Genomic DNA, 26370 nt, shown 5'->3' with positions numbered 1-26370 from the left:
GGGTTCGGCTCTCGGATTTTCGCCTATCGGATTTTCGGCTATCCCCGGGTGGCCCTCACCCCCCGTCCCCCTCTCCCACGTGGTGGGAGAGGGGGGGATGGCAGCGCTGGCTTCTTCGGTTGTGCCATGTTCGGCTATTGGGCTTTCGCCTATCGGACTGTCGGCTATCTCAAGATGGCCCTCACCCCCTACCCCCTTCGGCAAGCTCTGGTTCGACAGGCTCACCAACCGGGCACCGCCTCTCCCACGTTGTGGGAGAGGGGCGAAGGTCTCATGGTCTGCGGGTGTTCCTTCGGGTTCGGCTATCGGATTGTCGGCTATCGGACTGTCGGCTATCGGACTGTCAGATCTCGGGCTTTTGGCTCTCGGGCTCTCGGCTATCGGATTTTCGCCCCCTGGTTCTCGGTTCCCTGTTCTCTGTTCTCTGTTCTCGGTTCCCTGTTCCCCGTTCTCGGTTCCCTGTTCTCGGTTCTCGGTTCCCTGTTCCCCGTTCTCGGTTCCCTGTTCTCTGTTCTCGGTTCCCTGTTCTCTGTTCTCTGTTCTTTGTTCCCTATTCCCTATTCCCTGCCCCCCCGCTGCTCTAAACCCCGGCAGATGCACCACACGCTGGCCCATAGGCTGGCGTGGGCGCTTCACCGCTGGGCGAGGCTCAGGGGCTTTGGGCCGCGCCTCGCTGCTCAATTTGCCCTGCGCCCGTGCTTCACGCATTTCGAGCAATGCCTCGCGCAGTTGATCCGGGGTGCGCGGACGAGGGCGTGGCTGGCGTGGTGGGGTTGGGGCGGGATCACTGGCTGGCGCTGCGGCAGCCTGGGCTTCTGGGGCTAGAGCATCCGCTACCGCCTGCGGCGCGGGCTCGGCAGTGGCTTGCGCTGTTGCTGCGGTGTATGGCGGCGGCACCGCGTAGCGGGCTGGGTCTTGCGGTGCTGGCGCAACGCGCAATTCTTGGGGGGAAGCATCGGGCGTACCACGCGCATCAGCAGAGGGATGAGGCAACCCTTCGGGTTGTACTTGCTCTTCATGCTGCGGCGTAACAAGCCGGGGCATGGGTGTCGCCCACGGCTGCCCCGGAGCGCTTGAAGGGGGCGCAACCTGGCGCGCCTCTGACCAAGCCCAGTTGTACTCCATCGAAGGATAGTCAGGCGCAACATCGTCTGGCGCAGCCTCAGCTATGCCGTGGCGCAACAAGATGCGCTGGGCAAACGTGCGGTGGCGCACTAGGCGCTTGAGAATGGTGTTGCGCTGAGCCATGGACGTGTTCCTTGTTTAGGGGCTGTGCCCCAACCGCCCTTACAAAATAAAAACACACCTACCCCAACTGCATCCCCGCATGGGCAAGCTCAATGCTCTCGACCGCATAATCGGTCGCGTTCGCATTGAGCGTCGGGCCAACCCAGCGCACCGGGTAGGCGGAGAAGAAGTTCCAGCGGCGCATCTCGTCACCGCCGTAGGTGTAGATGATCACCGAGAGGTTACGCCGTTCAATCTGTCCGCTGGCTACCTTCATGTACCAAGTAAAGAGTTCATTGGAGGAGGCCAAACCGCGCCGACAGGTCAGGTTGCCCACCCGCGTCTGGCTGGGCAGTTTATGCACAAAGCCATTGTTCCCCCCCTCTTCATACTCAAAAATATCGGTCTCGACTTGCAGACCATTGATCTCTAGAAAGACAGCCAGATTAACGCCGTCAATCTGTAGATAGAAGCGGTGAACTGTCTGGACATCATCATCACTGCTGCTCATGGCAACCTCCCGCGTAGCTCTTTCGCCCCCCGTGCCTGCTCGCGCCGCAGATCTTCCAAGAGGAGCCGAAGTACCTTTTCGGTCAGTAGATCGAGGTCAATCCCGTTGTTCTGGGGGGTTGGGTTGGGTTTTGTTGGGTTTTGCATCGTAGAATTCACCATCCGGTGGGGGTTCGGGGGCGGCTTTGCCGCCCCCGCAGAACTTTTTTCTTTCGTGTTGGCGGCGAAGCCGCCAACACGAAAGAAAAAGGTGGGTTTGGGGCGCAACCCCAACAGCGAACTACTAACGCCTCACATCAAGCATAAAGTGCGTACCACACTGCGGGCAGCGGGTTTCAACCAGTTCGGGTTCATGGCTATTGATCTGTAAATAGAGGTCTTGTAAAAAGAGAAAATCGGTAGCAAAAAGCGAACCAACCATTTCGGGTGAAATCTGCGAGAAATTGCCTAGCCGTACAATCACGCGACTAAGCAGCAGGAGGCTGATATAGGAGTTATGGCTACGGGTTTGGGGATGCTCTAAAGATTCAAGTTCATCGAGCGCGGTGGCGCGCCGCATCGTGCCGACACGGTGCAGATTGCCTTGGCTATCCACGAGGCCACAAGGTAGTGTAAATTCAAACTCGGTCTGGAGCATGAAATCTACTTCGCTTGTTGAGTAGAATGTGCGAAGAAACCTAGTCCCTTCGCGCACTCTATTCCAACATAAGATTTACGATAATCGTTCAAAACTCTCGTACACCAATGTAACGGTAACCTTCATCGCATCATTCGACTGCGAATCAAGATCGGTATAGGCCAATTTGCTCGGCCAGGCACCTTGGATTTCCCATTGGGCCACCGCTTCATCCAAGGAATCGTACAGGGTAATCGCACCGTTGCGCGTACCCTCAGTGATCTTACCCTGATTAATCTCGGCGAACCAATCCTCAAAAAAGGTGTCGTCCTTCAAGACGAAGAGTTGAATGTCGATCGGATCGACACTCAAGACGCCGGGGGTTCGACTGGTTGGGCGATCTACGCCACCTGACCCCATTCCGTCGGCCTCGCAGATCTCATTCTTACTCTCTAAGCCATCAAACGAGATGATCAGCCCCTCGATCTGATTACCGAATTCAACCGTGCAACGATGAGCCTGTAGGGGATCTTCCTCCCGTTGCGCCGACATGGTCGTAGCCATAGATACGCTCCTTAGATTTCACCTTTCGGTGGTGCTGTTACTCCTTCAGAACCACGCTCTTCGCCACTCTGGTGGCGAAGAGCGGCTCTAAGGCGGATGTGCTACCCCCCCGCAGCCTGCTCGAGCTGTTCGTAACAGAGATCAATCTCCTCGATCGCAATATCAGCCGCAATGTTCAGCACCGGCCCCTTGATCCGTGAAGGCCACGCATTGATGATATTCCACGTCAGCGTCGCCCCACCATTGGCGTAGTCGTAGGCGGTGATCGAACCATTGGCACGTACTTCGCTCATGTCGGTAACCTCCAAGACCTGCTTGCGCCAATCCCAGAAGCCCTTGCTGGCTGTTACCGCCTTGTGGATCGTCAATACCCCTGGTTTGTATTTACCCGGCAGTTGATTGATGATGATCATCCCGCTGGGGATCGCCTGCTGTACCTTCTTCGTCTCCAACTCATAGCTCAAGCCCGTCACTTTAAGGACGGCACCACTAAAGTGGGGCTCGATCTCAAGATAGAAGGTCTGCGAACGAAAAGGATCGGTCGTCATATCCTATCCTCGTTTCCTATTATGTATGCGCTTTGGGGCTGCGCCCCCGCCCCCCCCGACAGGGGAGTGGGGCGTAGCCCCAAAGAATCTATGCACCACCACCACTGAACTGGCTGAAGCGGAAGATCACAAACTCAGCCGGCTTGACTGGGGCCATGCCCACTTCGATGATCAACTTGCCCTGATCGCGGATTTCGGGCGGGTTTAACTCCGCATCACACTTAACATAAAAGGCCTCGCCGGTTGTCGCCCCAAAGAGCGCCCCCGAACGCCAGACGGTCGAGAGGTAAGCACCTACGTCGCGGCGCACCCGCGACCAGAGCCCGGGATCGTTGGGCTCGAAGACGATCCACTGCGTGCCGTTCTCGATCGACTTCTCGACCATGTTGAAGAGCCGCCGCACGTTGATGTAGCGCCACGCTGGGTCGCTGCTTAGGGTGCGTGCCCCCCAGACGCGGATGCCGCGCCCGGTGAAGCTGCGGATGCAGTTGACGCCAATCGGGTTGAGCGTGTCCTGCTCGCCTTTGGTGATGTCGCTGGCCGGGCCGAGTGCGCCGCGTACAATCTCGTTGGCTGGCGCTTTGTGTACGCCGCGCTCGCCGTCGCTGCGCGCCCAGACGCCCGCAATGTGGCCGCAGGGCGGCATGCTCATTGGCTGGCCCTCCGGCCCCATCACCGAGATCCACGGGTAGTAGAGCGTGGCAAACATCGAGTCGTAGTTGGTCTCCGCCTCGCGCCACTTCTTTACCTCTTGCGGCGTCAGATCGGGCAAGGGGTCAATAATCGCCATGCGATCAGCCATGCGCTCGCAGTGGTTGATCATGGCCGTCTGCACCGCCTTGACCCCCGTGCGGTCAATCATGCCCGACTGGTAGGCGCTCATCAGGTCGGGGCAGCAGACCATGGTCACATCTTCGGCAATCTCGAGGCCCTCAATACCCGAACGCTCCACGACGCTGCCCATCAGGTCGTTGGCCTTCAGTTTGGGCGGCGCGACCGGGGTGGGGGCTTTGACGATATAGTTGCCCACTTCAGGGGCACGGTCGGCCAGTGAACCCGGCCCGGCCACTTCGGCCACCGTCACCAATTTGCTGCCTTGGTTGACCGTATCCACCACTGGGCGGCCCTTCTTGCCCAGGTTGACATTCTCGTAGCTCTCGCGCACCTCGCCCATGCTAATGTTCAGCGTGAACGAACCCTCCGGCGGCGCCTCGCCGGTGGGCGGCTGCACCTCAATGGTAATATCGGCAGCGGGCGTGCCCTTGGGCGTAAAGGTGAGCGACGGCACCGCTTTGGATGATTTGCTCGGCAACTGCAGTTGGGCACTCTTCTCTTCACCCTTTGCCGCGCCATTCGTCGGAGCCACGCGCGTCACGTAGCAGCGCCCCCCACCATTGAGGAAATAGCCAAAGACCGCGTGCGAAAGAAACGCCCCCGGCATGTGGGGCACCTTGCGCCCACTCTCGTCTAGGCTGCCGAATGTATTCACATACTGCGACCAGTTGGTCACCAGCATGGGCTTATTGACTGGCCCGGCAGGGGCGAAGCCCACAAAGGCGGCACAGGCGGTTCCCACCGACTCAATCGGACGTGGCCCTGAGTTAACTTCCTCGATGTAGATACCTGGCGACAGATACTCCGGCATGGCGGTTCCCTTTCAGCAGCGTCAATCAATGACGATATCGTAACGCTCCGACGGTATAATCAGCGGCACCAGTCGCTCTTCGGCATCGGGTAGGGTTACCCTGAGCGTCAGTTGACCGGGCTGCAGCGGACCCAAAGTAAAACGGCCCTCTTCATTGGTGTGGACGGGCGCGAGCGCGCGCCCCTCGATGGTGAGCTGCGCCCCTACCACGGGTCGCCCCTGCTGATCCAACACCTGGCCACCAATCCGCAGGCTGGCGGCAAGCTCGATCCCATGACCGCGTTGCATCCCCTTGCCCGCCGCTTCATCCTCTGGTGTCGGGCGCACCATGCGCGTCGTGCGCGTCAGCACCAGTGGCACATCAAGAACCTGATGCGGATCAAGCGGCAAAACCACCGTGTAGCGTAAACAGGGGCGCGGTTCAAGCTCCACGGCTTTCCAAAAATCAAAGTCATCATCCAGACGGGGTAAGCGTGTCAAGATACTCAACTCAAAGGCGCGTAACCGCTCACTCAAGAGCTCCTGCGGTAGCGCCGGATGGCGCAAGAGCAGCGCGAGGGTGCGCCAAATCAGGGCATGCTCATCCGCCGCAATCGTCGAAAAGGCGGAGATCATGTAGTTGACATCGATACGGTAGGTTGGCCCTGAGACGGTAGCCGTCTTGCCTGTGCGCGTCACCTGACCGCGGGCATTGCGAAAATCGCTATTCTCTTCGATCCCATAGAGGAAGAAGTTGAGCGTAGGCCGCGTCAGGGTGTCGTACCAAACGCGCGAGGGGCGCTCAAAAGTGAGCGCGACCTCATCAGGCGCAATCTGCCCGCGCTCATAGACCAAGCGACGTAGAACACTGTGCAGTTCGGCTATCATCATGCATGCCTCAAGCTGTCTCGATGTTGGCATTGGGTCTGGGGCTACGCCCCATCCCCCGTTTGTTGCTCCGTGTTGGCGGCTTCGCCGCCAACACGGAGCAAATAGCGTGTTCTTTGGAGAGGCAAAGCCTCCCCAAAACCCCGCCGGAAGGCATCACAGCTATTTCTTCTTCTTACTACTATCCATAATGTTAATCTGGGCCTTGATGATCGAGAAGTAGTTCTGCGCCTGCTTGATCGAGTCGTCAGGGATCATCGTCGCCTTATAGGTCTTCTCGAGATCTTCCCACTTCATCGTCCGAAAGCGCTTGACCGTATCGCCATCAATCGCCTTAGGCATGGGCATGCTCGCATCCTCCTCACCCTCGCCCTCGTCCTCCTTCGCCGCCGGCTCCTCTTTCTTGGCCAGTTTTCCCTTCGGCGTCGGTGCTTCTTTCTTGGCCGGTTCTTCCTCCGGTGTCGTTTCTTCTTTCTTGGCTAGTCCCTCTGCCGGCGTCGTCTCTTCTTCCTTGGCCGGGTCTTCTTCGGCGTCCCCTTCAGAATCCTTTGCGTCCTCTTCAGGCCCCTTCGTGTCCTCTTCAGAATCCTTTGCGTCCTCTTCAGGCCCCTTTGCGTCCTCCTTCGATCCCCCCTCTTTGGCCTTCTCACCAGCATCGGCAATAATGCCACTTGCAGGTGTCCCAACCTTCTTGCTAACGGAAGATGCTATTTTGTCAACCAACATCGTAATTGCCTTCTTGGAGATGGACGTGACTCTCTGCCCCTTAGTCTTGGGGTCGGCCCCCTCCTCTTCACCACCAAGTCCCTTGTCTACCTTCTCAAGCACTTTATCAACCGCGTGTGAGGCGATATCCTTCAAGTAACCCCCAACTTTCGCAAAAAATCCACCGGATGGCTGCTTGGCATCCGCCTTTTCGGTTGCACCATCCGTTTTCGGGTCTGTTTTTGTCTCTTCCTCAGGCGCTTTCCCCTTAGGCAAGGCGGTCTTGTTGATCCGTGGCGAGGGCAGAGGGTTTTTGACGAACCTCTTCAGCCCAGGCCCCTTCTTTGCAGGACCTTTGCTCAACACTCTCTTCGCAATAGTGGGCCTCAACTTCAACATAGGCATGGCACACCCCTTTGTTGGTCAATAATACCAATGACTATTTACGATTGCAGATTGCTGAACATGGACTCACACCCACCCAGCTATCTCGCTCTGCGCCAGGGTCTTCTCCTGTTTGGCATACTCGATCCGGGTTGCATGCAGGATATGCTGCATGCGAACCGGCTCACCAGCATCGGCAGCCAAAAAGGCCGCATTGAGCGCAATATTGCGAATATTGCCGCCCGTTGTATTGAGTTGGGCCAAGGCATGGAAATTCAACCCCTCCGTAGGGGTCGCTTTTGGAAAAGCGCGCTGCCAGAGCGCCAGTCGTTGGGCCACATCGGGGAAGGGAAACTGCACCACAAAACGGATGCGGCGCAAAAAGGCTTGATCCAGCGCATGCTTCATGTTGGTGGTCAAGATCGCCAAGCCCAGATAGGCCTCCATGCGCTGCAACAGGTAGCTCACCTCAATGTTGGCGTAGCGATCATGGCTATCCTTCACCTCTGAACGTTTGCCAAAGAGCGCATCCGCCTCATCGAAGAGCAGAACCGCCCCCCCCGCCTCCGCCGCATCGAAGATGCGCCGCAGGTTCTTCTCCGTCTCGCCGACATACTTATTGACGATGGCGCTCAGATCGATCTTGTAGAGATCGAGTTGCAACGTAGCGGCCAACACCTCAGCCGCCGTCGTCTTGCCCGTGCCACTCGGCCCGGCAAAGAGCGCACTCAGCCCCAAGCCGCGCCGCCCCTTGCTGGCAAAGCCCCACTGCTCATAGACCTTGGCCCGCTGGCGCACTTGCGCCGCCATGCTCTGGAGTACGAGCTGCTGCCCCTCACTCAAGACCAGGTCGTCCCACGCGGCGAAGGGTTCAATCCGTTGCGCGAGATCGTCAAGGCGCGACCGCGAACGCACGCGACAGACATGCCAAAGGGTGCTACCTCAGATCGTTGGGCGCTACCGGATGTGAGCGCTGGCCAAATTCCTGCACAGCCGCCTGGATCGCCCCTTCCGAGAGGTTAAACTGGTTAGCCACCTGCTCTACCGCGCCATTGAGGTGGGCCGCATAGGGTGCCAAGAGGTCATGCCAGAGCTTGCGCTGCTCGGCGGGTAGCGGGCGTCCGATCTCAAAGCTGAGGCTGTGGCGCTGCACCACGCGCCGCTCACGCACCGCCAGCAGCAACGGCGGCCCGCGCTGCTCAAGCAGATAGTGCAGGCTCCGCACCTGCTCACGCTCCAGCGGCAGCGTGTCGTCCACCTCAATCAGCAGCGCAGCCCGCAACAGCGCCGCATCGCGGCACCAGAGGCTCCAATACTCCACCAATTCACGCCAATTGATAGGCAGAGCTTCGCTCCGTAGCACAAAGAGGCGCAGCCCCACACATGCGGCGGCAAAAGCGGCCACCATGCGCTTATCCTCCACCGCTTCACCGCAGAGTTGCACCAGCGGCAAGGGCCAGCCCTCGGCTTGTTCCCACGCCAGCGCCAGCGCCACCGCCTGCTGCTGCTGCGAACCAACCAACTGCTCAGGTGGGGCCAGCGGATCAACAAAGGGCAGCAGTTGCTCATCAAGCGCCCGCTGCCCCATCAGATAGTGCAGTACCTGCTCACTCGCCCGCAGCGGGCGCGTCGTGAGCAGATGTCCTTCATTCAGCTCAATCAACCCCCAGCGGCGCAACACCCCCGTCGGCGTCAGGGCGTGCCAATCGGCCTCTGGCAAGGCAGCCAAGGCCAAACGCAACGTCGGATAGGTACACTCTGGATTGTCTTGGGCAGCAGCACAGAGGTGGGGAAAGCGGGCATCAAGCTCAACCGCCGCACAGAGCAGCAGCAGATCGCGCTCAAAGGATGAGAGACCAAAGGCCCGACTCAATGCAACCAAGGCCGGCGGCGGATCATGCTCAGGCGCCGCAACCACAGCGGGCAACTCAGGCAACGGCGCATCATTCACCACCGCAACCCTATGCTGCAACAAGGCATGCAGGCGCTCCAGCTCGCCCGCAAGGTACCCTTGGTTCAATGCCGACCACTCATCTGCGAGCGGAGCATCCATTGATTTTCTTCTTTTCCTAGGGGCTACGCCCCAAACCCACATTTTTCTTGGGGGAACCATGTTCCCCCAACCCCTCACCTAAAGCGTGGCCCCAAGGGGGGCGTGGGGGAACATGGTTCCCCCGCGTGTCCCCAAGGGGGCGTGGGGGAACCATGTTCCCCCGCGTGTTCCCAAGGGGGTGTGGGGGAACCATGTTCCCCCGCGTGATTCCAAGGGGGCGTGGGGGAACCATGTTCCCCCGCGTGATTCCAAGGGGGCGTGGGGGAACATGGTTCCCCCGTCACCCCCCAATAAAGACCGTCGAAACCTTATAGGTCAACGCAGGCCGATAGCGCGCCTGCAACGCCGACCAGATGCGCGTCAGCGCCTCAATGCCCAAAAACTGTGGCGTAATTGTCAACTCCGCCACCTGATCCACCAGCTTGAGTGCCGCGATCTCACCCAAGAGCGGCGTACCCAACTCCGCCCCCGTCGCCCCCACCCCCAAGAGCGCCGCCTGTAAACCTTCACGATCCAGTTGGGGCACACGCTGCAACGCCTGAATGGCAAAACCAAGCAGCGCCTCCATCTGGAACTCGCCGCTCCCATAGACGCTTAACAGATAGTGGAGATCGAGCGCAAACGCACTACGCAACCACGTCTGCGCTGCCGCAGGATCGGCGGGACGGCGCAGGGCCGTATTGGGCGCAAGCGCATAGAGAAAGATATTCAACTGGGGACGCTCGTCCGCACCAGTTGTAATCAAATCGGGTGGCAGTGCCGTAACTAACACGTCAGTTCCCAAGAGAGAACCGAGCGTATGTTGGGCAAACCAGTTACTCACCTGTCCCTTGAGAACAGCAGTAACTGCCGCAGCAGCCAATGGTGAGTTCATAAATCTACCTGTAGGTTGGCAGATGCCACAAGCACAGTATAGCAAAGCTTTGTGTCCATGACAACTAGGGTGGTGCAACTTTTACCCTTTTAAATTTTTTGTTAGCGCGAAAAAACCTTGGATTCGTGGGATGCGTCGCGATGGCTTCGACAGGCTCAGCCAACGTTGCGGTGGCTGAGCCTGTTGCGGTGGCTGAGCCTGTTGCGGTGGCTGAGCCTGTTGCGGTGGCTGAGCCTGTTGCGGTGGCTGAGCCTGTCGAAGCCATCGTCGCGGCCCAAGACTTTTTCGCGCTAACATATAATTTCAGTAATCTTACGGATAGCATAAATATTGCATTTCGTGTATGCTATGGCAAGATCTATAAAACCCAATGTAACTTCATGCATCTCACGCCCTCTGTTCTCTGTTCTCTGTTCTCTGTTCTCTGTTCTCTGTTCTCTGTTCTCTGTTCTAGGAGTACATAATGTCACAGCTCGCACCCAATCCCAATGTCCACTCTGTCCGGGAGGCGAGCCTGCAAGGAGATATCCAGCCGCCCCAGACTGGAACTCGTGGGCTTGACTCAGCAACGATAATCGCGCAAACAACAATGGTGTTTGCCCATTCGGCCCTTGCTGCTCAACTCTATAATCAAGCGGGTACGCTGATCTGGATGAATGAGCGCCACCGTGCGCTCTTTGGGCTACCAGATGTGAACCATGGCGTTGGTAGCTTCAATCTGCTCAATGATGCTCAGGTACGCACCAATGCGTATGCCACTACGTATGCCCAAGCGCTGGCTGGCAACATCGCTCAGATGAGAGTGCCGCTGCGCTGGAGCGATCAAGATGCTCAGCGATCAAGTGGTGCTCCAGTACACATGCTCGATCAAGAGCTCTTGCCCTTGCGTGATGGCAGTGGTGCCGTAGCCGCGCTACTTGTGCTTACCTCCCTTCCGCCCAGCCAGCCCAACGATCCCACCAATAACGAACAGCTCTACCGCAGCGTCGAGCGGCGCGCCCATCTGCCTAAGGTAGAACTGGAGACCATGCTCGCTCCGTTGCAGCAAGAGGCAGCCGCCAACCAGCGTGTTCTTGCCTTGATCGAGCATCATGAACTACAAGAACTCCAGCGCATCGAGAGCCTTGGCCTGCTGGTGCGCAATCTGGCCCATGATTTCAATAATCTGCTTACCCGGATCCAGGGTAATGCTGATCTCGCGCTGATGAGTATGGAGGACGAAACATTCGATCTTACCCAAGAGCATTTGGTGCAGATCTGTGCCGCTGTCAACCAAGCCGCTCAGCTTACCAGCCAAATTCTGACCTATACCCGCCGCGAAAAATTTACCAGTGCGCTGATCAACCTCAATGATGTGAGTTTAACGATCAGTGAACTTATGCATAAACTACGGCGCTACCAGTGTCAGATCTATGTGTATCTGGCGAAAGACCTGCCTTTAATCAACCTCAATCCAACCCAAGCACGTCAAGTTATCCTCAATCTGCTCTTCAATGCAGCCGAAGCGCTCGATAATGGCCTTGGTACCATTACGCTCACAACCGCCCATGGTCAGCTTAGTCAAGCCGAGCTTCAGCCGCTGATCTTGGGCGCTCACGCTACACCCGGCCATTTTGTGCAGATCACGGTGAGCGATACGGGCTGCGGCATCGCGCCTGAACATATGCAGCAACTCTTCAAGCCCTTCTTCAGCACTCGCCTGCGCGGGCGCGGCTTGGGGCTCGTCGCTGTCCACGGTATTGTCGCAGAATACCGTGGGGCCATGCGCGTTACCAGCACCCCCGGTGAGGGCACGACCTTCGATGTTTGGCTGCCGGTTCATCCAGATAGCAGCTAGGAAGACGCGAAGACGCGAAGACGCGAAGACGCGAAGACGCGAAGACGCGAAGACGCGAAGATGCGAAGACGCGAAGACGCGAATGGCAACCTACGACCTCAGCCGACTAACGTCGGCACTACCTATGGCCATGTTCGGCAATCTGCAATCTGCAATCTACAATCTACAATCGTAAATGGTATTACTGCCCCTACGAACTCTTCAGTACCTCCAAGATGCTGATCAACTTTTCGATCCAACGCTCACCAAGGTGGTAGCGGTCGAGCCGGAGGAATTGGGGGCCAATTTTGATCGCGCTATCGCGCCGGTAGTTCCGCCGCAGCCGCTCGCGGGTGCTTTCGCTTAGCACGGGTAGCCGGATGGTGAACTCGTTGTTGGTGGCGACGATTGAACTGACGCCCGCTTGTAGGGCGAGGGCTTTGATCTGTAGCCAAATGAGCAGGTGTAGCGCTTCGGCTGGCGGTGGTCCGAAACGGTCTTCGATCTCGTTGCGGAGAGCCCGCACTTCCGCGCTTGTCTGCGCTTCAACCATGCGTTGGTAGACCGCAAGACGCACTTGGTCGTCGCTGATGTAGCTCGTGGGTAGGTAGGCGGTCAGGGGTAGGTCGAGGGTGACGAGCGGGCTGACGAGGATTTTTTCGTTCAGGATGAGCTTGGCGCTGCCTTTGGTACCACTGCGACCGGACGGTTTGGTTGGCTCTGGCAGTTCTGCGTTGGCTGGTTGCGCTGGTGCTTCGCGCTGGATCGCCTTGGCGGTGTTCCGCTGCGCGTCTACCTGCTGCTTCAGTTGGCCCACTGCCTGTTCGAGCAGGCGGGTGTAGAGGTCAAAGCCAATCGCGGCAATGTGGCCGCTCTGCTCGGAGCCGAGCAGGTTGCCGGTGCCCCGAATTTCAAGGTCGCGCATGGCAACACGAAAGCCTGCGCCCAGTTCGGTGGCCTCTTGGATGGCTTCGAGCCGCGCTTGGGCCTCCGGGGTCATGGGTTTGTCTTGTTTGTAGAGCAGGTAGGCATACGCACGGTTGGAACTGCGCCCCACCCGCCCGCGTAGTTGGTAGAGTTGCGCAAGACCATAGTGGGTCGCGTCGTCAATGATGATGGTGTTGGCGTTGGGCACATCTAGGCCACTCTCAATGATGGTCGTCGAGACCAGAACGTCGTAACGGCCCTCGAAGAAGGCGAGCATGACCCGTTCGAGTTCGCTGTCGGCCATTTGGCCATGGCCGACGGCGATGCGTGCTTCGGGAATGAGGCCGCGCAGCCGGTTGGCAATGTGGTAGATGCTGTGAACACGGTTGTGTACAAAGTAGACTTGGCCTTCGCGTTCGATTTCGCGCTCAATCGCTTCGCGGATCAGTTGATCACTGTAGGGTAGCACGTAGGTTTTGATTGGCACGCGATCCTCTGGTGGGGTGTCAATCACGCTCAGATCGCGGATGCCAGCCATCGCCATATGCAGCGTGCGCGGAATCGGCGTGGCCGTGAGGGTGAGTACGTCCACTTCGGTACGCAGTTGTTTGAGCCGCTCTTTGTGGCGCACGCCAAAGCGCTGCTCTTCGTCCACGATCACGAGGCCCAGGTCGCGGAATTGCACATCGCGTGAGAGTAAGCGGTGGGTGCCAATCAAAATATCCACCTGCCCTTTAGCTAAAGCGCGAATGATCTCGTCCTGCTCTTTGGTTGAGCGGAAGCGCGAGAGCATCTGCACTCTGAGCGGAAAGGCGGCCAAGCGTTTGGTGAAGGTGTCGTAGTGTTGTTGGGCCAATACGGTGGTGGGCACAAGCACCGCAACCTGTTTGCCGTCTTGCACCGCTTTGAAGGCAGCCCGCAAAGCCACTTCGGTCTTGCCGAAGCCCACATCGCCGCAGATGAGCCGATCCATCGGGATGTGCTGCTCCATATCGGCTTTGACATCACCCACCGCCCGCAGTTGGTCGTCGGTTTCAATGAAGGGAAACGCAGCCTCCAACTCATGCTGCCATTCGCCATCGGGGCCAAAGGCGTGTCCATGCTTGAGTTGACGCTGGGCGTAGAGCTTGAGCAACTCTTCAGCCATATCTTCTACGGCGGCACGGGCCTTGCGCTTGGCCCGCTCCCAGTCCTGAGTGCCCAAACGGGTAAGCGTCGGCTCGCCATCACCCGAACCAATATAGCGCGTCACGCGGTCAACTTGGTCTACGGGAACATAGATTTTATCGCTGGCCGCATAGGCCAGCACAAGGTACTCGCGCTCAATTTCGCCAACGGTACGCCGAATCAGGCCGTTGTAACGGGCAATCCCGTGTTCGATATGGACAACATAGTCGCCCACTTTGAGCCCGCGCAGGAAGGCGGAGCGATCCTCGCCGCTACGCTTGCGCCGTTGGCCCAAGGGTCGCCGCTGACGCAAGCCGAAGATCTCAACATCGCTGTAGAGCACAAGGTTGAGCGCAGGCAACTCCCAGCCGCCATCAATGGTGGCGTGATGGACTTGGAAGGGATGTGTGAGGCGTGAGGCGTGATGCGTGATGCGTGAGGCGTGAGGCGAGACGCGAGATGTGGAGGCATCAGTTCTACTTACTACTTCCTGCTTCCTACCTTCTAACCCCCGCGAGGCATCAGTTCTACTTACTACTTCCTGCTTCCTACCTTCTAACCCCCGCGAGGCATCAGTTCTACTTACTACTTCCTGCTTCCTACCTTCTAATCCCCGCTCCGACAACGCCTGTTCCACCAACTCTTGGAGGCGGGCGGCTTGGTTGGTCACGGCGACAACATGTTGGCCGTTGGTGCTGCGGGTGACAATGGCTTCGACGAGGCGGCGGAATTGGCCCCCAAAGAGTTCGGGCGGCATAAATTGGAGCTCGCCCAAACTCAGGGGGCGAAAGCCATCTTCAAGCATCGTCGTGGGCGCATTGTTGCTCAGATCTACGAGGGTACAGGCTGGTTGGGTGGCGGGCGGCATGGCCTCTTCCCAGAGGAAGTAGGGGCGCGGAAAGGCCGCAGGCAATTCGCCCGCCTCAATCTGGCGGGCACGCTGGTCGGCAGCGTGGTCGTGGAGCGCAGTGGCGTGCTGGACAAGAAACTGAACTTCAGAGAGCAGCACGGTGGCGTTAGCGGGCAGATGTGCGAGTAGGGTTGCGCCAGAGCCTGCACGGAAGAAGGGGGCATAGAAGGCGCGGCCCTCAAAGCGTAGGCCATGTTCAATGCGGGCGATATTCTCTTGCCATTCGGCCAGGGCTTCGGGGCGCAACGCGCTGCAATCGAGTTCAGCGAGGCGCGCAAGGGCAGTTTCACGCTTCCAGAGCGGAATTTCGTGGGGTGGGCCGATCAGTGCGCTTGCGAGGCGGGCCGCGCTACGTTGGGTCTCGGGATCGAAGCAGCGCAGGTTATCAAGTTCATCGCCGAAGAACTCAAGGCGCAACGGCAACTCGGCGGCGAGCGGCCAGAGATCAACAATATCGCCACGGCGCACAAACTCGCCCTGCTGTTCAACCGTAGGATGACTGCGGTAGCCCAGCGTCACCAGGGCACGTAGCAGGGCATCTTGGTTGAGTTGCTGGCCCCGTTGCAGGCGCAAGGTTGCCTCAGCCAACTCGGCGGGCGTGAGGGTAGGCTGCAGCAACGCCTTTACCGGGGCGACAATAATGGGTTTCGGCGCAGCCTCAAGCGTATGCAGGGCATGGAGCACACGCAGGCGCGCAGCAAGCACCTGATTGCCGGGCGACATATGCTCATAGGGCAGCGCATCGGCAGCGGGATAGAGCAGAATGCGCTCTGCGTCACACCACTGGCCCAGATCCTCAGCCACGCGCAGCGCAGCATCAGGGCTAGGCAAGAGGTAGAGCAGCGGTGCGTCGAGCAACTGGGCCAACGCGGCCACAATGGGCGGGCGGGCAGCAGCAGGGAGCGGCGCAACGCGCCAACGCCCAGCCGCACAGCCCAACGTTGCCGCGAGATCAGTTAGATCCGGATGAGCGGCAAGCGCCGCAGTGATTTGGGAGAGGGTTGGCATGGGGGGGAGTGGAGAACAGGGGAACAGAGGAACAGAGAACAGAGAACAGAGGAACAGAGAACAGAGAACAGAGAACAGAGAACAGAGAACAGAGGAACAGAGAACAGAGAACAGAGAACAGAGAACAGAGGAACAGAGAACAGAGAACAGAGGAACAGGGTTTGCTTCCAAGGGATGGTTTCAGGATACTTTACCGTTTGGCTTCCGACGGAGTGCCGACGTTAGGGAAGCAGAAATTTTTAATTACCCCAGCAGCCTGTCATGCTGAATAGTCCATGAGCGGTCATCGTAGTGCCGACGTTAGTCGGCTGAGGTCTTTGGCAGCGATGGGAAGCCGACTAACGTCGGCACTACCTACGGACTCTCAGGGTGGCAACGCAACGGGGCAATCAACAACATCCGCTTCCCTTAGTCGGCTGAGGTCGCCGACACCCCCCGGATGCCGACTAACGTCGGCACTCCAACGGTAAAAAGGAACGCAACAATCTACAATCTACAATCTACAATCTACAATCTGCAATCAACAATCTGCAACGGCATTACATCCTACCACACCTAGCTAATAGTGGTAGGATGTTGTGATAGTCCATGTACCATTCGCTCATTTGGGATGGTTTCAGAGGCTGTCTGAAAAGTCTATGAACTGGCGTTGGAGTGCCGGCTTCAGCCGGCTAAAGCCGGCACTCCAACGCGTGCCTACTAGCTTTTCAGACAGCTTCTCAAGCCACTTTACCGTTTACGCCGCCGGTAGTGCCGACGTTAGTCGGCTGAGGTCTTTGGCAGCGATGGGAGCCGACTAACGTCGGCACTACGACGGTAGATCTGAAAGCGTATTTCTGAAACCTTACTTTATTCTAACCAAATGAGGAACTCTACCAATACCTAAACTAGTCTGTTCTTCTGTTCCTCTGCCCTTCTGTTCCTCCGTTCTTCTGCCCTTCTGTTCTTCTGTTCTTCTGTTCCTCTGCCCTTCTGTTCCTCCGTTCTTCTGCCCTTCTGCCCTTCTGTTCCTCCGTTCTTCTGCCCTTCTGTTCTTCTGTTCTTCTGTTCCTCTGCCCTTCTGTTCCTCTGTTCCTCTGCCCCTCTGCCCCTCTGTTCTCCCTAAGGTGCATTATGCAAACCATACGCTACCAACTCCGACCACTGCTCCTGTTGAGCTTATTTACCTTGTTGTTGCTCCATAGCATGACCGCGCAGGGCGCTCCGGCAGAGCAGACACCTGTGGCGCATGGCGTAACCGATCGCTTGATTGTGCAATGGCATGAGGATGCTGGCGGGGGGGCACAGTTGGCGGGGGCGCTGGCTGCGGTGGCCGGGGTTGATTTGAGTTATATTCGGGCGTTCAGTGAGGATACGCACATCTTTGGGTTGCATGAACTACGGCCTCACGATGAAGTTGAACTGCTGGCACAGCGCCTACGTGAGATACCAGAGGTTTTGCTGGCAGAACCCGATACGCTGCTCTTTCCCGCCTTTGAGCCGAACGATCCGCTCTATGCCAGCGCTGGTTGGCCGCTCTGGGCAGTCGAAGCTGAGAGCTACGGGATTGAGCTTGCGGGGGCGTGGGAGGTTACCAAGGGTGATCCATCTATCGTCATTGCCATTGTGGATACGGGGGCGCTGCTGACCCACGAAGATCTGGTCGGACGCCACTTGGCCAGCAACCCGGGCTACGATCTGATCAGCGATCCGGCGCGTTCGGGTGATGGCAGTGGGCGCGATCCCGATCCAAGCGATCTGGGCGATTTTGTGACATCGGAGGAGACGCAATCAGGTCAGCCGCTGGCGGGTTGTGCAGTGAGTAACAGCTCTTGGCATGGGGCGCATGTTGCGGGGATCATTGGCGCAACAGCCAATAATGGCATCGGCATTGCTGGGATCAACCAACGTTCGCCGCTGCTGCATGTGCGTGTCCTCGGCAAGTGTGGCGGCTATATTTCAGATATTGCCGATGGGGTGCGCTGGGCGGTAGGGGTAAACGTCCATGGTCTACCCTTGAATCCCAATCCAGCGCGTGTGATCAACATGAGCCTCGGTGGGGGCGGGAGGTGCAACCGCTTTTTGCAGGAGGCGATTCATGAAGCCAACCGCCGTGGTGCGGTGGTGGTAGCCGCTGCGGGGAATGAAAACACCTCTGCGAACAATTTCCAGCCAGCCAATTGTGCCGGTACGATTACCGTGGCTGCTGTAGCGCGTACTGGCTGGCGGGCGCGTTATAGTAACTATGGCAACTTCGTAGCCCTTGCCGCTCCTGGTGGCGATCGTTCGGTTGATACACTGATCGCTTCGACCATCAACAGCGGGCGCACTGTGCCAACGAGCGATAGCTATGGCGCCTATCAGGGCACTAGTATGGCAGCACCCCATGTGGCAGGGGTGGTCAGTTTAATGCTTTCAGTCAACCCAAATTTGCGTACTGCTGAGATCATGGAGATCTTGCAACAGACCGCGACGCCATTCCCGTTGGGCAGTAGCTGTTTGGACATCTGTGGGGCCGGGATTGTCAATGCGCGGGCGGCGGTGCGCGAAGCCGAGTGGCGGCGCTATGGCACGATTGCCCTCGCCAACTTGGAACCCTCCAGTTTGGATTTTGGCGGGCAAGCGGTGGGCAGTAGGAGTGCCGCGCAACTGGTGACGTTGCGGAACGATGGATGGATGCCGCTGATAGTGAGTGATCTCAGCTTCCCTGCTACCTTTTCACGACACGGCGGGAGTTGCCCTAGTCAACTGCCCTTTAGCCTAGAGCGGGACGCGCAGTGCAGCTTAGGCATTGTCTTTAGCCCTACGCGTGAGGGCAGACACCAAGGTGAGTTACTGCTCACGAGCAATAGTGTAGACAACCCCGTGACGGTTGCACTCCGTGGAACCGGCCAGATCGCAGCGGCCAGCTTCAGTCCCGACATCCTCAGTTTTGGCCTGCAACAGGTGGGCACCCAGAGTCAGCCGCAACAGCTTATGCTCACCAGTTCAGGCACGGCCCCCCTAGAACTGACTGAAATCGTAATCGAGGGCGACTTTGTTCGCACTGGTGGCACATGCCCCACGAGCTTCCCGGCCAACCTCGCTGCGGGCCAACAGTGCAGCCTTGAGCTACGTTTTGCGCCTAGCACGGCTACGCGCACCCGTGGTCTCCTCAGTCTCAACAGTAACGCCCTGCTTCCGCCCGATGCTGTGATGCTGTTTGGCGGCGGCAGTGCCCCGGCTCTGGGTTTTGCGCCCTTGCGGCTTGCGTTTGGCTCTCAACGGGTGGGAACGTCGAGCCCAGCCCAAGTGCTGATGCTGCGTAATCCAGGTAGCGCCCCCTTGACCATTGAGGAGCTACAGCTTGATGGTGACTTTGAGCGCGTGGGCGGCAGTTGTCCAGATTTTTTGCCAGCCCAACTAGAACCGTTGGCACGTTGCGATCTCTGGCTACGCTTCAGGCCACGCAGCGGCGGGGCGCATGAGGGCAGCTTGCGTGTGATGAGTGATATACCCGACGGCCCCTACCGTGTGCCCCTCAGTGGGCTCGGTCTGGCATCAGCTCTCACCCTAGCCCCTTCCGCGATCCATTTTGGTGGGCAGGAGTTGGATCAACAAAGCTTGACCCAGACCTTGCGGTTGAGCAGTTCGGGTGAATTGCCCCTCCGCATCGATGCGCTACGCTTGGATCACACTGCCTTTGAGCGCACGGGGGGCAGTTGCCCTGCTGAGGCTGCCTTGCCTGCAACCTTGGAAGTGGGGAGTGACTGTACCCTCGATCTGCGCTTTAGCCCGACTATGACGGGCAGTCAGCGTGCGCTCTTGCAGATCAGCACCAATGCGCCCGACAGCCCCAGCCTCGTGGAACTCAGTGGGGTAGGCACGACGACGCCTACGATGAGCCTCCAGGTGGAACCGCATGTGCTGGACTTTGTGGCGCGCAGTGATCAGACGGCAGACTTGAGCCAAACCCTGGTGATCAGCAATGTGGGGCTTGTACCCATTCTGCTGACGGATATTGAGTTGGAAGGTGCAGCCTTCGAGCTAGATACGGGTGCATGTGGCCCTCTGCCCGCTCAGTTGGACGTAGCAGCCACCTGCACCATTACCGTGAGCCTCAGTAGCAACCAACCCGGCAACTACCAAGGGCTGATTACCATTATGAGCGACGAACCGGAAGGCCCACGCAACGTTGTGTTGAGCAGTACCCTACGTGCCCTACAGCCAGGGGTACTCAACCTCGGCAATGCGAGTATCAGCAGTGACCCGCGTTGGATCACGCTCAACTTTGATGTGGTGCGGAGCGGTGGCAGTGAAGGGCACCTCATGGCGTACTACAGCATCACTGGCGAGCGCCAACCAGACGAGGGCGACCTGATTGTCACGATGGCACCCATCAATCTTGCAGCAGGCGAAACGCAGCAGCGCATCGAAGTCAGGCTCAACCAACTGAGCCTCATTGCCGTGCGTGATCTCGTCATTACCCTCGAAGGCGCCCAGGGCATTGTAGCCGCCCAGCATCGTCCCTTGCGCATTGCTATGCCAAGGCAAGGGTACGAGATCTTTGTGCCTTTGATCATCCGCTGAAGCCTCCCACCAAAAAAATGTGTTAGCGCGAAAAAGCCTTGGGTTGGTAGGTGGCCTAGCGGTGGCTTCGACAAGTTCAGCCACCGCGCCGCTGGCTCGGTGGTTGAGCCTGTCGAAACCAGCCTGTCGAAGCCAAGCGGCGCGGCCCAGGACTTTTTCGCGCTAACAAAAATGTTCGTGTCGCGGTGGCTGAGCCTGTCGAAGCCACCACGACACGAACAAACCATTGGTAATACCGTGGTTACTCTGCTGTCGTATGGTGGTACTCAACGAAAGCATTACCACGGTGAAGAGGTTACTATGTGCGCTCGTAGGGTTGAGTCCTTTCTCCTGCGTATTGTCGTCCCCGGAGACGAGGCCCTCACACCTGAGCGGTGGCGTGGTCGTATTCAGCACATTGCCAGTGGCAGCGAGCAGCAGATTGATGAACTAGCCCAAGCAGTTGCCTTTATCAGCGCTCATCTGGGGCCGCCTTCTGAGTTTGTCCTCGAACTAGACCAGCAGCCTCCAGCCCAATCGCCATGATAGAGCAACAGCGCCTAGCCGCTACGAATGCGCTCGTACAACGCAACCGTCTCAGGCAGCGGGTCAACCCCCAACTCTTGATCAAGCGCTGCGAGACAGCGGTTGTAGAGGCGCAGGGCGGTGCTACGTTCACCTAAGCTGCCATAGGCGCGCATGAGCAACTGGTAGGCTTCCTCTTGGGCTTGATCATGCTCCAAGACGCGCCAGGCCAAGCCAATCGCATCGTGGGTTTGATCATTCTCGATCAGCAGGTTGCCTAAGCGCAAAGAAGCTTCAGTAAAGAGCAGCCCTAGCCGTTCGCGTTCAACCACCGACCAATCTTCGTAGAGGCAATCGGGCAGGAAGGTGCCGCCATAGATGTCGAGGGCGTGGCGAAAGGCGCTCATGGCTTGCTCGGCATGGCCTTTGTAGAGCGCAATGCGCCCATTGTCTACCGCGACCGTAAAATCGTGGGCATCATAGCCATGATCGCTCTCGACATTGAAGCCATAGGTGTCACCCTGTTGCATAATGTAGTAGGTTGGCGCACCTTCAGGTCGTCCCGGCTCAATCGCTTTAGTCAGGCGGCTGAGGGTAACGCGCAGGTTATTGGAAGCCGAATCGGACTCCAACCCTGGCCAGAGCATATCCATAATGCGATCACGGGGCAGCATGCGCCCCCGTTCGATCAGAAGCAACTGGAGCAATTGGCGCGCCTTGATGCTGCGCCAATCGCGGTCGCGCACTTCAACATCGCCACGGTAGACATGAAAACAGCCAAGGGTACGCACCTTCAGCCGGTAGGCTGGGCGGTAGACCAAGCGCTCCATGGCGCTTTCAGCCGCACTGCGAATACCAGCGTGGCGTTCCCTCGTCATGCTGCGCAAGGTTGGAAAGGCTTTGGCCGAGCCGGTATCTCCCAGCAGGTGCGCAATCCGGGCGCGAATGCCCGACGCTTGGGTGCGCTTGAGCAGATCGAGCAGCAGATCGGGGGCAACATCGATCAGTTGTTGGCGTAACACCTGGCCAACCGAGAGGGGCGCAAGGCCAAGTTCAAGGGCGGCGGCAACCGCATGTTCAACGACCGCTTGGGGGAGTGCGGGCAAAAAACCGAAGCTATGCCGCTCACAGAGATCCCAACCCAGACGCAGCGCCTGTTGACGCAAGGCTTCATCGCCACGGCGGGTGGCCAAGGCTGCGCGGTAGATCTGCGCTGCCGCCAAGAAGAGCCCATCGCCACGGCGCTCCATCTCAGCCGTAAGCTCCTCGGCCAACGCCGCAGCCCGGTCGGGTTCGCCGCCTTCGCCCAAGGCAACCAACAGGTAGAGTTGCAACCAGAGGTCGTGCGTGCCCAAGACAGGGGGGGGGGGGTCCGGGGGTGGTACCACGCGGATCGGCATCGCCACCAACCACACGGGTCAAGCGCACCAAATCGAGCGCGGCCACTGCACTACTCCCTTGGTCGCTCCGCAGATTACTATAGGCATCAATCACCTGAATGCGCGCCAAGAGCGTAGCGGCACCACTCGCATTCGCGGCCCGTCGCGCCCGTGCGATGTAGGTAGGCGCCTCTTCAAAGCGCCCCTGCTCGACCAATAGCAGCGCGAGGAAGGCTGCGCTCACTCCAATTACGCTCTCTTGCGAGTAGGCACTCAGCCGCCGATGGGCATGCAGCGCCATCGCCACTGCATCATTGAGCCGACCCTGCTGGTAGAGCGCCAGCGCATTCAGGAGCAGCAAATTCTGATGCAGGCGATCATCGCGCTCCACTTGGGGCATCTCAAGCGCTTGGGCCACAGCGGTGGCGGCGGCTTCGGGGTAACCTTGCTGGCTATGGATCGCCGCAACAATCATGGCCAGCATCCATTGCCAGAAGGGGCTGCGCGGATGGGCACTGGCATGGTTGGCCACCCGTAGTGCAGCGGCATAGCGTCCACGGTTGTAGAGCAGCGCAGCAGCAGAGGCGAGCGCCGCCCCACGGGCCCAGGCATCGCGCACATGGTTGGCTGCATAGACCGCCCGAACGCAGACGTCGGCAAATTCAGCGGGGCAATCCTCCCAGAAGACCAGTGCCGCAAGATCGCTCAAGGCGCGCATCTCGCGCTGGTGGTTACTCTGCTCCCGATAGAGCTTGGCCGCCTTGCTAATCGCATTGAGCGCCTGGTCGCGGGCCGAAGCGGCCATACTCCAGCCCCACATGTGCAGCAACTCAGGATCATTGAGGCGATAGTGTTCGGGCAGCCGTTCGAGCCATGCGCGAATCGTCGCCCGTTGCGGCGTATCAATCAGTGGCCAAGCGCGGCGACGCAAAGCACCAGCCAGCGCCTCATCGTTGCCCGCCGCCGTATAGTGATTCATTGCTGCTTCAAGCATGCTGCGGCGCTCAAAGGCCGCACCATAACGCAGATGCAACTGTGCCAAGCGGGTACGCCCCAAGTGCTGCTCGGCCCGTTCGTGCAGCAAGCGCCCCCAGAGGGGATGGAAGCGATAGGCACGCACCTCAGCATCGCCCGTTTCGACCTGCGAGATCGGTAAGCCCAATTGCAGGATGCGATCAATCAATTCCTGGGAATCAGCACAACCAAGCACCTCACTGAGCAATTCGGCATCAAATTGATCAGCTAGAGCAGTTTGGGCCAAGACATCAAGCAGTTCACGCGACAGCCCATCCAAGACTTCGGAGGCTAGATAGTCGAAGATGCTGCGCTGGCTACTATAGATGCTCTGCAAGTAAGCCCGGCGCTGTTCGGGTTGCTGTTGCGCGAGGGCGCGAGCGGCAAGCTGTACACTCAGCACCCAGCCTTCGGTATGCTGCAATAGCAGATCAAGGTCTTCCGCATTCAATTCAACCCTGGCCCGGCGCAACAGCGTCGCCGCCTCATCACGGGTCAGCGAGAGATCGTTGCGTTGCACCTCCAACAGCAACCCTTCCGCACGCATGCGGTGGAGCGGAGTCAGATCAAGTGGGCGACGCGACGCAACAACAATATGCAGGTTCGGGGGGGCCGCACGCAACATATAGGTCAGCAGCGCCCCCGTGATGGGCCCATCAGCAATCTGATGGTAATCATCAATACAGAGAAACGTTGGCTGAACCAGCGCAGTTTGTAGGTCACTCATCAAGGCCCCGGCCACCAAGGGCCAATCGCGCTCAAGCTGGGCCGCCGAGTGCAAAATCCGCCACGCCTCTTCGCCCACTTCAGGCCGTTGACGCTGAAAGGCACGTACCAGATAGGCCAACAGCATCGCTGGGGCGCTATCGTCCGCATCAAGGCTCACCCATGCAACCGTGGCCCCGGTGCGTTCAAGATCAGCGACCCACTGAATCATGAGCGTCGTCTTGCCATACCCTGCTGGGGCTACCACGAGCGTCGCCGGGCGTAGACGCACTTCAGCAAGGAGGGCTTGCAGATCGGGACGCAACAGCGTTTCACTGCGTGGTGCAGGGGAGACTAACTTGAGCGGCAGAAGGGCCAAACCAGCAGCGGTTGGCGGTCGTGGTGAAACCACCTGCATCATAGGTTCTCTCCACGCAGCCTCGGCGCTACACACAGGCTGCTCATGTCCCAGTTGGTGCGCCTCTTATAGCGCCAAGGCGTTCATGCAAGAGCGAAACGGGTATAATCGGCATAAGCCGATCAGCGCGTGCCACCGCTGTTCATTATTGTAGCACATACAGCCACGACTCCGACATAAAACCATGTGTGAATTGGGCCATTTGTTGAATTATGTCTACGACGGGCGGTCGTAGCAGCCTGCCACTTCGACAAGCGCAACCAGCACATGCTATACTCTAGCGGGCATATGTGGTGACCCCATTGCAGATTGTAGAAAAACCTATTTCCTATTTCCTCGTTTCTACCTCCTTACCCTTACCCTTCCGTGGGCTTAAACTACACGCTTAGTGGGGAGTCTCCTTGTGATCACTCGGCTCAAAATTGCACTGATTGCGTCGGAGTGCTATCCGTTTGTGAAGGTTGGTGGGTTGGCCGATGTGGTAGGCGGCCTCGCAAAGGCGCTCCATCAGGCTGGCCATGAGGTGGTCGTCATCGTACCGCGCTATGCCGCAATTGATGGGCTACGCTTCAAACTTCAACCCTTCCTGAGCCCCTTGGGTGTTTGGATGGGCAATAGTCAAGAATGGTGCGCGGTTCAGCACGCCGACTATGACGGTCTGCCAGTCTATTTCATTGAACACGACCACTACTTTGGGCGCCCTGGACTCTACCATGATCCCGAATTCTACGACTATCAAGATAATGTGCGGCGCTTTGGTTTCTTTAGCCGCGCCGCTCTACAGCTCTGCCGCGATATGGGCTTTAGTCCCGATATTGTCCATGCCCACGATTGGCAGACCGCGCTGGCCCCCGCCTATTTGAAAATTTGGCATTGGGACGATGCCTACCTCGGTAATGCGGCGAGTATCTTGACAATTCACAATCTGGCCCACCAAGGGCGCTACCATGCCGACGATTACGACTACCTCGGCTTGCAGTGGGGCAATTTTACCAGCGATAAGTTTGAAGAATTTGGTGGCATCAACATGCTTAAGGGCGGCATCTACTATGCCGATCTTGTAACCACCGTGAGTCCGACCTACGCCCGCGAGACGCGCACCCCCATGGGTTCCAACGGTTTTGCGCCCTATCTCGCACGGCGCGGCGAAGATTACCTTGGGATTGTCAACGGAGTGGATTATACTCAGTGGAATCCGGCGCTCGACCCCCACCTCCCCCACCATTTCGGGCCACGGCGCATGGCGGGCAAGGGGCGCGTCAAGGCAGCCCTACAAAAGCGCATGCAACTTGAAGTAACGCGCGATATGCCCCTGATTGGCGTTGTCAGCCGCTTTGTTGATCAGAAGGGGCTTGATCTGCTGGCAGGTTCCATTGAGGCCATCGTCAGCGACATGCGCGTCCAGTTTGCGCTGCTCGGCGCGGGCGAAAAGGGGCTAGAGTGGTACTTTGGCCCCTTACCAGGGCGCTACCCGGGGCGCATCGGGAGCTACATCGGCTATAACGAAGCATTGGCCCACTGGATCGTCGCAGGTGCCGACTTCTTCCTCATGCCCTCCCACTTTGAACCCTGTGGCCTCAACCAGATCTACGCGCTCAAGTATGGCACCCTGCCGATTGTGCGCGCCACCGGCGGCCTCGATGATACCGTGCAGCAGTACGATGAAGCCACAGGCGACGGCACTGGCTTCAAGTTCTGGCAAGCGACCCAGCGTGCCGTCTATGATGTGGTTGGTTGGGCCGTGAGTACCTACTACGACCGGCCTCAACACATGCGTAAACTGATCAGCAGAGCCATGGCCCAAGACTTCTCATGGGCCACCCAAGCCGAAGCCTATCTCCACGTTTACCAGCGCGCCTTGAGCAACAAGCGCTCGTTGGGGTGAGTGGCTGGCTGAAAAGTCTATGAACTGGCGTTGGAGTGCCGGCTTCAGCCGGCTAACGCCGGCACTCCAACGCGTGCCCACTAGCTTTTCAGACAG

18 protein-coding genes and 1 pseudogene are annotated in these 26370 nt (G+C 58.5%); 4 read left to right on the top strand and 15 right to left on the bottom strand.

Annotation, left to right across the window (positions count from 1 at the left end):
- From CJ255_RS13735 to CJ255_RS13685, 12 genes and pseudogenes are all read right to left on the bottom strand, one after another.
- A pseudogene (locus CJ255_RS13735) lies at positions 1–1248 on the bottom strand (hypothetical protein); the annotation flags it as partial.
- Positions 1249–1306: 58 nt separating this feature from the next.
- Entirely contained in the window at positions 1307–1738 is a 432-nt protein-coding gene (locus tag CJ255_RS13730) for a phage tail protein (protein ID WP_097644672.1), read from the bottom strand.
- On the bottom strand, positions 1735–1884 hold the full coding sequence (locus CJ255_RS23595) for a hypothetical protein (protein WP_165774714.1): 150 nt from the start codon (positions 1882–1884) through the stop codon (positions 1735–1737). The genes CJ255_RS13730 and CJ255_RS23595 overlap by 4 nt, the downstream gene beginning before the upstream one ends.
- A 136-nt stretch (positions 1885–2020) precedes the next feature.
- Positions 2021–2374: a hypothetical protein gene (locus CJ255_RS13725; protein ID WP_097644671.1), complete on the bottom strand. Its 354-nt coding sequence runs from the start codon at positions 2372–2374 to the stop codon at positions 2021–2023.
- Positions 2375–2449: 75 nt separating this feature from the next.
- Entirely contained in the window at positions 2450–2917 is a 468-nt protein-coding gene (locus CJ255_RS13720; protein WP_097644670.1) for a phage tail protein, read from the bottom strand.
- Between the two features lie 101 nt (positions 2918–3018).
- Positions 3019–3465 (bottom strand): phage tail protein, encoded by a 447-nt coding sequence (locus CJ255_RS13715; RefSeq protein ID WP_097644669.1) that lies wholly within the window; start codon positions 3463–3465, stop codon positions 3019–3021.
- A gap of 88 nt (positions 3466–3553) precedes the next feature.
- Positions 3554–5110, bottom strand: coding sequence for a phage tail sheath family protein (locus CJ255_RS13710; protein ID WP_097644668.1), 1557 nt, complete (start codon positions 5108–5110; stop codon positions 3554–3556).
- A 21-nt stretch (positions 5111–5131) separates the two neighbouring features.
- Positions 5132–5980 carry a Pvc16 family protein gene (locus CJ255_RS13705; RefSeq protein WP_165774713.1) on the bottom strand — a complete coding sequence of 283 codons (849 nt, stop codon included), beginning with the start codon at positions 5978–5980 and terminating at the stop codon, positions 5132–5134.
- Between the two features lie 159 nt (positions 5981–6139).
- Positions 6140–7087 (bottom strand): hypothetical protein, encoded by a 948-nt coding sequence (locus CJ255_RS13700; RefSeq protein ID WP_097644666.1) that lies wholly within the window; start codon positions 7085–7087, stop codon positions 6140–6142.
- Positions 7088–7153: 66 nt separating this feature from the next.
- The gene (locus CJ255_RS13695) at positions 7154–7981 is read right to left on the bottom strand and encodes an ATP-binding protein (RefSeq protein WP_097644665.1); all 828 of its coding nucleotides are present in this window, start codon (positions 7979–7981) and stop codon (positions 7154–7156) included.
- Positions 7982–8003: 22 nt separating this feature from the next.
- Positions 8004–9119 carry a hypothetical protein gene (locus CJ255_RS13690; RefSeq protein WP_097644664.1) on the bottom strand — a complete coding sequence of 372 codons (1116 nt, stop codon included), beginning with the start codon at positions 9117–9119 and terminating at the stop codon, positions 8004–8006.
- Between the two features lie 280 nt (positions 9120–9399).
- On the bottom strand, positions 9400–9993 hold the full coding sequence (locus CJ255_RS13685) for a Pvc16 family protein (protein WP_097644663.1): 594 nt from the start codon (positions 9991–9993) through the stop codon (positions 9400–9402).
- Positions 9994–10456: 463 nt separating this feature from the next.
- Here CJ255_RS13685 and CJ255_RS13675 point away from each other — a divergent pair, with 463 nt between their 5' ends.
- Positions 10457–11830: a two-component system sensor histidine kinase NtrB gene (locus CJ255_RS13675; protein WP_097644661.1), complete on the top strand. Its 1374-nt coding sequence runs from the start codon at positions 10457–10459 to the stop codon at positions 11828–11830.
- Between the two features lie 190 nt (positions 11831–12020).
- Here CJ255_RS13675 and mfd read toward each other — a convergent pair whose 3' ends face one another.
- Positions 12021–15821, bottom strand: coding sequence for a transcription-repair coupling factor (gene mfd / locus CJ255_RS13670; protein ID WP_097644660.1), 3801 nt, complete (start codon positions 15819–15821; stop codon positions 12021–12023).
- Between the two features lie 1113 nt (positions 15822–16934).
- Between mfd and CJ255_RS13660 the strand changes: the two genes are divergently transcribed.
- Positions 16935–20369, top strand: a complete 3435-nt coding sequence (locus tag CJ255_RS13660) for a choice-of-anchor D domain-containing protein (RefSeq protein WP_097644659.1) — start codon at positions 16935–16937, stop codon at positions 20367–20369.
- A 300-nt stretch (positions 20370–20669) separates the two neighbouring features.
- Positions 20670–20894: a hypothetical protein gene (locus CJ255_RS13655; protein WP_097644658.1), complete on the top strand. Its 225-nt coding sequence runs from the start codon at positions 20670–20672 to the stop codon at positions 20892–20894.
- Positions 20895–20908: 14 nt separating this feature from the next.
- Here the strand turns inward: CJ255_RS13655 and CJ255_RS24440 are convergent, their stop codons facing one another.
- Together CJ255_RS24440 and CJ255_RS13650 are read right to left on the bottom strand one after the other, a co-directional pair.
- Positions 20909–22207 (bottom strand): AfsR/SARP family transcriptional regulator, encoded by a 1299-nt coding sequence (locus CJ255_RS24440; RefSeq protein ID WP_245863407.1) that lies wholly within the window; start codon positions 22205–22207, stop codon positions 20909–20911.
- Positions 22125–24392, bottom strand: a complete 2268-nt coding sequence (locus CJ255_RS13650; RefSeq protein WP_245863403.1) for a winged helix-turn-helix domain-containing protein — start codon at positions 24390–24392, stop codon at positions 22125–22127. The genes CJ255_RS24440 and CJ255_RS13650 overlap by 83 nt, the downstream gene beginning before the upstream one ends.
- 400 nt (positions 24393–24792) lie before the next feature.
- Between CJ255_RS13650 and glgA the strand changes: the two genes are divergently transcribed.
- Entirely contained in the window at positions 24793–26274 is a 1482-nt protein-coding gene (glgA, locus tag CJ255_RS13645; protein WP_245863400.1) for a glycogen synthase GlgA, read from the top strand.
- Positions 26275–26370: the final 96 nt, after the last annotated feature.

The organism is Candidatus Viridilinea mediisalina (assembly GCF_002532535.1).
GTDB lineage: Bacteria > Chloroflexota > Chloroflexia > Chloroflexales > Chloroflexaceae > Viridilinea > Viridilinea mediisalina.
This window is presented reverse-complemented; position numbering and strand designations above follow the sequence as displayed.